This window comes from Nitriliruptor sp. (assembly GCF_040882075.1).
Taxonomy (GTDB): domain Bacteria; phylum Actinomycetota; class Nitriliruptoria; order Nitriliruptorales; family Nitriliruptoraceae; genus Nitriliruptor.
Genome location: NZ_JBBEBZ010000140.1, coordinates 1 through 7,192, shown reverse-complemented (window position 1 = coordinate 7,192; position 7,192 = coordinate 1). Strand labels below are relative to the sequence as shown.

Below are 7,192 nucleotides of genomic sequence, written 5' to 3'. Positions count from 1 at the left end.
GCTCGCTCGGATCGGCCGAGTGGGGCGGTCCCCCGCCGGGGGTCGTGAAGCGACCTGGGGGTGTTGCCCCGGGTGGTCGCTTCACAACCCCGCGGGGAGGGCCAGCGTCTGGGGGGCGAGACGGCCCGTGACCTCCACCTGGGCGTCGAGGAAGCGCACGGTCTCGACCCGGGCGTCGAACGGGAGCGCCGGCAGCTCGACCAGGAGCCCGCGCCCGTCGATGGCGCGTCGGAACGCCGCCAGGCCGGGGAGCTCGAGCAGCCGGCCGGCCTGCGCCGGGTCGGGGATCACCCGCAGGGCGCCGTCGTGGACGAGGACGTCGGCGTCGACCGCCACACCGAGCACCGTCCACACCCGCAGCCCCGACGCACGCAGCTCCAGGCGCGAGACCACGCCCGGGAGGCGGACGAGCCGGCCGAGCTCGGCCTCGTCCACCATCGCCGTGAACGTCCCGTGACCGGTCCGCAGTTCGCGGGCGCGGAGGTGGGCGCGGACGTCTCCGATCGTCGCGTGGAGGTCGCGCAGCCGGGCGTCGTCACCGACGGGGACGTCCCGGGCGGTGATCTGTGCCTCGGTGCCATCAGCGCTGAGGAGCGCCGGCAGCAGGGGACGGGCCGGGACGTCGACGACCACCGGGCTGGTCGTGCCGAGCTGGATCGCGACCTGCGCGGCGGCCAGCTCCAGACCCCGGGTGCGGGCCCAGCGCTCCGCCGCCACGGCACCGACCACGATCATCAGCCCGAGCACGACGAGCACGACGAGCAGCACGACGAGCCACACGGGGCGCTCCTGGAGGCCAGCGAGGGGGATGGCGAGGGGGACCGGGAGCCGGAGGCTACGCGGACCGTGCCGCGCCCTCCGCCCATCACCCCTCCAGCTGCGGTTCACTCGGGTCGATGCTGTGGAGAGCCCTCGGGAGGCGGCCGTGATCGGTGAGCACTTCGAGCAGGTGCTCGCTGCCGCACGGACCGGGGCCCCGTGGGCGCTGCAGGGGCTCTACGAGGATCTCGCGCCCGTCGTCGGCGGCTACCTCCGGCTCCAGGGGCTACGTGAGGTGGAGGATCACACCAGCGAGGTGTTCCTCGGCGTGTTCCGGGACCTGTCCGCCTTCGCCGGAGCCGAACCCGCCTTCCGGTCGTGGGTGTTCACCATCGCCCACCGACGGATGGTCGACGAACGGCGTCGGCAGGGGCGTCGACCGGACGCTCGACCGCTCGAGGACGCTGATCAGCCGCTCGGTGGTGACGTCGAGACCGAAGCGCTGGATGTGCTCGGTGGGCTCTGGGTGAGCGATGCGCTCGCGGAACTCACCGACGAACAGCGGCAGGTGGTGACGCTCCGGATCATCGCGGACCTCAGCGTCGAGGAGGTCGCCGCCATCGTCGGCAAGCGACCAGGCGCCGTACGGGTGCTGCAACACCGGGCCATCGAACGGCTCCGCCGGGCCCTCGAGCGTGGCCGGATCACCGACCCGAGGAGGACGTGAGCATGTCCGACGAGTTCACCCGTAACGCCGGGGGCCACGAGGGCGATGACGTCGGTGAGATGACCAGACACCCCCGCCTCGACGACCGCTCAGCGGACGCGTTGTTCTCCGGCCGGCTCCCCGCCGACCGCGAGGACCTCGCTGATGTGGCTGCGCTCGCCGAACGGGTGCGACTGGCAGCGTCGCAGGCTCCGACGCCCCTCCCGAACGCTGTGCTCGCTGCGGTGCTCGCGGACGGTCTCGCCACCGACGAGAGCGACTTGCCGGTGACGGTGAGGCGCGGCGCCACGGCCCCCGCGGTGCGGGGAACCGGGCGATCGAACCCGAGAAGGAAGAAGACGATGCTCGAACTCCTCATCGCCAAGCTGGCAGGCCTCGGCCTGCTCGCCAAGACCGGCATCGCCGGCGCTGCCGTGCTCGCTGGTGCCACCGGTGCCGGCTTCACCGGCAGCCTGCCCCCACAGACACAGGCGGGGTTCGATCGCGCCTTCGGTGAAGCATCCGCCGAGGAGACCGAGGAGCTCGTCGAGCTCGTCGTCGACGACTCCGACTCCGACTCCGACTCCGACACGACCGACGCCGAGGCGGGTGAGCGTCCCGAGGTGCCAGGTGATGAGGGTCGCGCGACGGCTGACGAGGCCGCTGGAGACAACGGTGCCGACGGCCGTGCGACCGCCGACGCAGCCGCGACCGATGGTCGTGCGTTCGGCGAGAGCAAGGCCACCGAGGCACGCGAGAACGCGCCTGCTGGCCCGCAGACCGGTGAGGAGGCGTCGACCTCCGGCCGCCAGAACGGTGAGGAGGCGTCGACCTCCGGCCGCCATAACGGTGAGGAGGCCGCTACCTCCGGTCGTGACCGTGCCCCCGAGGCGCCCAGCGGCGACGGCACTGCCGACGACACGCCAGCGACCGATGCCGGTCAGCCTGAGGAGGTCCCCGCCGGGTCCAGCGACACCGGCGAAGCAGCCTCCAGCTCCGCCAAGGAAGGCACGCCGGCGGCGGGCCGCCCGTAAGGGACCCAGCGCCCCACGAGAGCCCCGCTCCGGCGGGGCTCTCCGCTGTCCGTCCCAGCACGTTGATCCTCCGGGAAGTCGCGCTCGAGGGTCACGATCTGTGGCACGGGGGGAGCACGACGTGTGGTGCGTTCGGTAGCTCGGGTGCGCCGGTGCTACGGTCGTCGACGGCCTCCGGTAGCACCCGGACGCCCCGGCGGTTCCGCCGCCGGTCTCCTTTAACGACCGGTCCCGTGAGGCCGGGAAGGAGCCCCACGTGCGTCACCTCTCCGTGCCCGCGAGCGCCCCTCCGTCGGCCTCGCCGTGACGGTCCTCCTCCAAGCTGACGACGTCGCGCGCGTCCTGCGTCGCCTCGCCCACGAGCTCGTCGAGCGCGAGGAGGGGGCCGAGCGCCTGCTGCTGCTCGGCATCCAGACCCGCGGCGTGCCGCTCGCCGAACGCCTCGCCGTGCTGGTGTCCGACATCGAGGGGATCGACGTCCCCGTCGGCTCGCTCGACGTGACCCTCTACCGCGACGACCTCCAACGCCGAGGGCCGCTGCCGCTCGGTGAGACCCGCGTGCCGGTCGAGGTGGATGGCCGGACCGTGGTGCTGGTCGACGACGTGCTCCACACCGGACGCACGATCCGCGCCGCTCTGGACGCGGTGCTCGAGCTCGGTCGGCCCGCCGCCGTCCGGCTGGTGGTCCTGGTCGACCGTGGCCACCGCGAGCTGCCGATCCGGGCCGATCACGTCGGCAAGAACCTGCCCACCAGCTTCGGTCAGCACGTGCGGGTGCGGCTGGTCGAGGTGGACGGTGAGGACGCCGTCGTCACCGAGGAGGTCGCCTGATGAGCAGCGCCGTCGCGCCGGGCACCCTGCGCCACCTCATCTCGATCGAGGACCTCGACCGGGAGATGCTGACCACCATCCTCGACACCACCCAGCAGCTGCTGCCGATCGCCGAGCGACGGATCAAGTCGGCGCCGACCCTCCGCGGGCTGGTGGTCTGCAACCTCTTCCTCGAGGACTCGACCCGGACCCGCATCAGCTTCGACATCGCCGCCAAGCGGCTGTCGGCCGAGGTCATCAACTTCTCCGGCAAGGGCAGCTCGGTCAGCAAGGGGGAGTCGTTCAAGGACACCGCCCTGACCCTCGCGGCCATGGGTGTCGACGCCGTGGTGGTCCGCAGCGGCTCCTCCGGTGCGCCGGTCCAGCTCGCCAACTACCTCGACGTGCCCGTCCTCAACGCCGGTGACGGGTGGCACCAGCACCCGACCCAGGCGCTGCTGGACGTGTTCACGATGCGCCAGCACCTCGGTCAGCTCGACGGCCGGCACCTGGCCGTCGTCGGGGACGTGCTCCACAGCCGGGTGGCCCGCAGCCTGATCCAGACCGCGAAGCTGTCCGGCATGGAGGTCACCCTGGTGGCGCCACCGACGCTGCTGCCGGCGTCGGTCGAGAACTGGGGCGTGCGTGTCGCCCGCGACCTCGACGCGGTCCTCCCCGAGGTCGACGCCGTCGAGCTCCTGCGGGTCCAGCGCGAGCGGATGCACCGGGCGTTCTTCCCGACCACCCGCGAGTACGCCGCGGAGTGGGGGCTCGACGCCCGCCGGCTCGAGCTGCTCAAGCCCGACGCGATCGTCCTCCACCCGGGCCCGATGAACCGCGGCGTCGAGATCAGCGCTGACGTCGCCGACGCGGACCGGGCCGTCATCACCGAGCAGGTCACCAACGGCATCGCCGTGCGGATGGCCTGCCTCTACCTGATGCTCGCCGGCCGGACCGAAGGGGACCACCGTGAGTGAGCTGGTCCTCCGCGGCGGCCGGGTCCTCGACCCCGCCTCCGGGACCGATGCCCGCCTGGACGTCGTCGTCCGCGACGGTGTGATCACCGAGGTCGGCACGGACGTCGACACCGGCAGCGCCGAGGTGATCGACGTCGGCGGCTGCTGGGTCGCACCCGGCTTCGTCGACCTGCACGTCCACCTCCGCGAACCGGGTTTCGAGGACGCCGAGGACGTCGCCACCGGTACCGCGGCTGCAGCCGCCGGTGGGTTCACCGCGGTCTGCCCGATGGCCAACACCGACCCCGTCACCGACTCGGCCGCCGTCGCCGAGCTCGTGTGGCGCCGCGGACGTGAGGTCGGCCTCGCGGACGTGTTCCCGGTCGGTTCGATCACCAAGGGGATGGGCGGCACCGAGCTGACCGAACAGCTCGAGCTGCACCGCTCCAGCGCCCGCGTCGACTGTTTCTCCGACGACGGGCTGCCCGTCGCCGACGCGTTGGTGATGCGACGCGCCCTGCAGTACGCGACCCACATCGACGCGGTGATCTGCAACCACGCGCAGGACCCGGACCTCACCGCCGACGCGCAGATGAACGAGGGCGAGATGTCGTCGGTCCTCGGGCTGCCCGGGTGGCCGCACGAGGCCGAGGAGGTGATGATCGCTCGCGACCTGATCCTCGCCGAGGGGGTCGGTGCCCGGCTGCACGTCCCGCACGTGTCGACGGCCGGGTCGGTCGAGCTCATCCGCGCGGCCAAGGCCCGCGGTGTCCGCGTGACCGCCGAGGTGACCCCCCACCACCTCAGCCTCGCGGACGAGGTCATCCGCAGCTACGACCCGGTCTACAAGGTCAACCCGCCGCTGCGCACGGCTCGCGACATCGAGGCGCTCCGGACGGCCCTGGTCGACGGCACCATCGACGCGGTGGCCACCGACCACGCGCCGCACAGCCCGGAGACCAAGGACCAGGAGTGGGATCACGCTCCCTGCGGGATGCTCGGGCTCGAGACCGCCTTCGCGGTGGTCAACACCGAGCTGATCGCGGCCGGCGTGATCGATCCACTGACGGCCGTCGCCCGGTTCACCACGGGCCCGGCGTCGGTCCGCGACGTCGGTGACCACGGCGGGGCGATCGCGGCCGGTCGACCGGCGCACCTGACCGTCCTCGATCCGTCCGCGACCTGGACGGTCGATCCGCTCGCGCTGCGCAGTCGCAGCCGCAACTCACCCTTCGCGGCCCGCACCCTCACGGGTCGGCCCGTCCACACCCTGCTCGGCGGACGTTTCACCCTGCGCGACGGTCACGTGACCGCCGGCGCCCCGCGGCAGACGGAGGTCAACGCGTGACGAACCAGGCAGCGCTGCTCGTCCTCGAGGACGGCACCAGCATCCGCGGGCGCGGCTTCGGTGCCACCGGCACCGTCACCGGCGAAGCGGTGTTCAACACCGGGATGGCCGGCTACCAGGAGGTCCTCAGCGACCCGTCGTACCGCCGGCAGATCGTGGCGATGACCGCGCCGCACATCGGCAACTACGGCATGAACGCAGGCGACATGGAGTCCGGCGCGATCCAGGTCGCCGGGTTCGTGGTGCGCGAGGCGGCCCGCCGTCCGTCCTCGTGGCGCTCCGAGGGCACCCTCGCCGACGCCCTGCGCGGTGCCGACGTCGTCGGGATGGAGGACGTCGACACCCGCCAGCTCACCCGCCACATCCGCGACCGCGGCGCGATGCGGGCGGCGCTCTCGACCGAGATCCTCGACGTGGACGCGCTGGTCGAGGTGGCGCAGGCCAGCGAGTCGATCGTCGGCGCCGACCTCACCGGCGAGGTCACCACGACCGAGCCCTACGTCATCGACCCGGTGGGACGCCGGCGCGCGCGCATCGTGGCGCTCGACTTCGGCATGAAGCGCTCCATCGGCGTCGGGCTGTCCGAGGAGGGCGCCGAGGTGCACGTGCTGCCCGCCTCGGCGACACCGGAGGACGTGCTGGCGCTCGAACCCGACGGGGTGTTCCTCTCCAACGGGCCGGGCGACCCGGCGGCCGTCACCCAGGGCATCGCCACCACACGCAGCCTGGTCGGGCAGGTCCCGGTCTTCGGGATCTGCCTGGGTTCACAGCTGCTCGGCCACGCGCTCGGGGCCGACACCTACAAGCTCACCTTCGGTCACCGCGGGGTGAACCAGCCGGTGCTGCGCCGCTCCGACGGCGCGGTCGAGATCACCTCGCACAACCACGGGTTCGCCGTCCGGGCCACCTCGCTCGGTGAGCAGACCGACGACCACACCTTCGCCACCGACGACTTCGGGACCGTCGAGGTCAGCCACGTGAACCTCAACGACGACGTCGTCGAGGGGCTGACCGCGCACGACGTGCGGGCCTTCAGCGTCCAGTACCACCCCGAGGCGTCGCCAGGTCCGAGCGACGCGCGGTACCTGTTCACCCGCTTCGCCGACCTCATCGGGGACCGCTGATGCCACGCCGCGACGACCTCACCTCCGTCCTCGTCCTCGGGTCGGGCCCGATCGTGATCGGCCAGGCCTCCGAGTTCGACTACTCGGGCACCCAGGCGTGCAAGGTCCTGCGCGAGGAGGGCCTGCGGGTCATCCTCGTGAACTCCAACCCCGCGACGATCATGACCGACCCGGCGTTCGCCGACGCGACCTACATCGAACCGCTCACCGTCGAGTCGGTCCGGGCCGTCATCGAACGCGAACGGCCGGACGCGCTGCTGGCCACCTTGGGCGGGCAGACCGCGCTGAACCTCGCCGTCGACCTGATCGCGGCCGGCGTGCTCGAGGAGTTCGGCGTCGAGGTCCTCGGTGCCGACCTGGAAGCGATCCAGACCGCCGAGGACCGGCAGCGGTTCAAGGACGCGATGTCCGAGATCGGGCTCGAGTCGCCCCGTTCCACCTACGTCAAGGAGGAG

General features: G+C 72.3%; 7 protein-coding genes and 1 pseudogene. 7 read left to right on the top strand and 1 reads right to left on the bottom strand.

The window, feature by feature from the left end; all coding sequences use genetic code 11:
- Positions 1-81 precede the first annotated feature (81 nt).
- Positions 82-780 (bottom strand): DUF2993 domain-containing protein, encoded by a 699-nt coding sequence (locus tag WEB03_RS08465; RefSeq protein ID WP_368070511.1) that lies wholly within the window; start codon positions 778-780, stop codon positions 82-84.
- A 145-nt stretch (positions 781-925) separates the two neighbouring features.
- On the opposite strand from WEB03_RS08465, the gene WEB03_RS08460 reads away from it, so the two are divergent.
- The 7 genes and pseudogenes from WEB03_RS08460 to carB all read left to right on the top strand — a co-directional run.
- Positions 926-1,486, top strand: a complete 561-nt coding sequence (locus tag WEB03_RS08460; RefSeq protein WP_368070510.1) for an RNA polymerase sigma factor — start codon at positions 926-928, stop codon at positions 1,484-1,486.
- A 2-nt stretch (positions 1,487-1,488) separates the two neighbouring features.
- Positions 1,489-2,499: a hypothetical protein gene (locus WEB03_RS08455; protein WP_368070509.1), complete on the top strand. Its 1,011-nt coding sequence runs from the start codon at positions 1,489-1,491 to the stop codon at positions 2,497-2,499.
- Positions 2,500-2,802: 303 nt separating this feature from the next.
- Positions 2,803-3,330 carry a bifunctional pyr operon transcriptional regulator/uracil phosphoribosyltransferase PyrR gene (gene pyrR / locus WEB03_RS08450; protein WP_368070508.1) on the top strand — a complete coding sequence of 176 codons (528 nt, stop codon included), beginning with the start codon at positions 2,803-2,805 and terminating at the stop codon, positions 3,328-3,330.
- A gap of 26 nt (positions 3,331-3,356) precedes the next feature.
- On the top strand, positions 3,357-4,286 hold the full coding sequence (locus tag WEB03_RS08445; protein ID WP_368070524.1) for an aspartate carbamoyltransferase catalytic subunit: 930 nt from the start codon (positions 3,357-3,359) through the stop codon (positions 4,284-4,286).
- Complete coding sequence (locus tag WEB03_RS08440; protein ID WP_368070507.1) at positions 4,279-5,613, top strand: dihydroorotase; 1,335 nt, start codon at positions 4,279-4,281, stop codon at positions 5,611-5,613. Before WEB03_RS08445 ends, WEB03_RS08440 begins: the two co-directional genes overlap by 8 nt.
- Positions 5,610-6,737: a glutamine-hydrolyzing carbamoyl-phosphate synthase small subunit gene (gene carA / locus WEB03_RS08435; RefSeq protein WP_368070506.1), complete on the top strand. Its 1,128-nt coding sequence runs from the start codon at positions 5,610-5,612 to the stop codon at positions 6,735-6,737. The genes WEB03_RS08440 and carA overlap by 4 nt, the downstream gene beginning before the upstream one ends.
- A pseudogene (gene carB, locus WEB03_RS08430) lies at positions 6,737-7,192 on the top strand (carbamoyl phosphate synthase large subunit); the annotation flags it as partial. The gene carA and the pseudogene carB, both read left to right, overlap by 1 nt.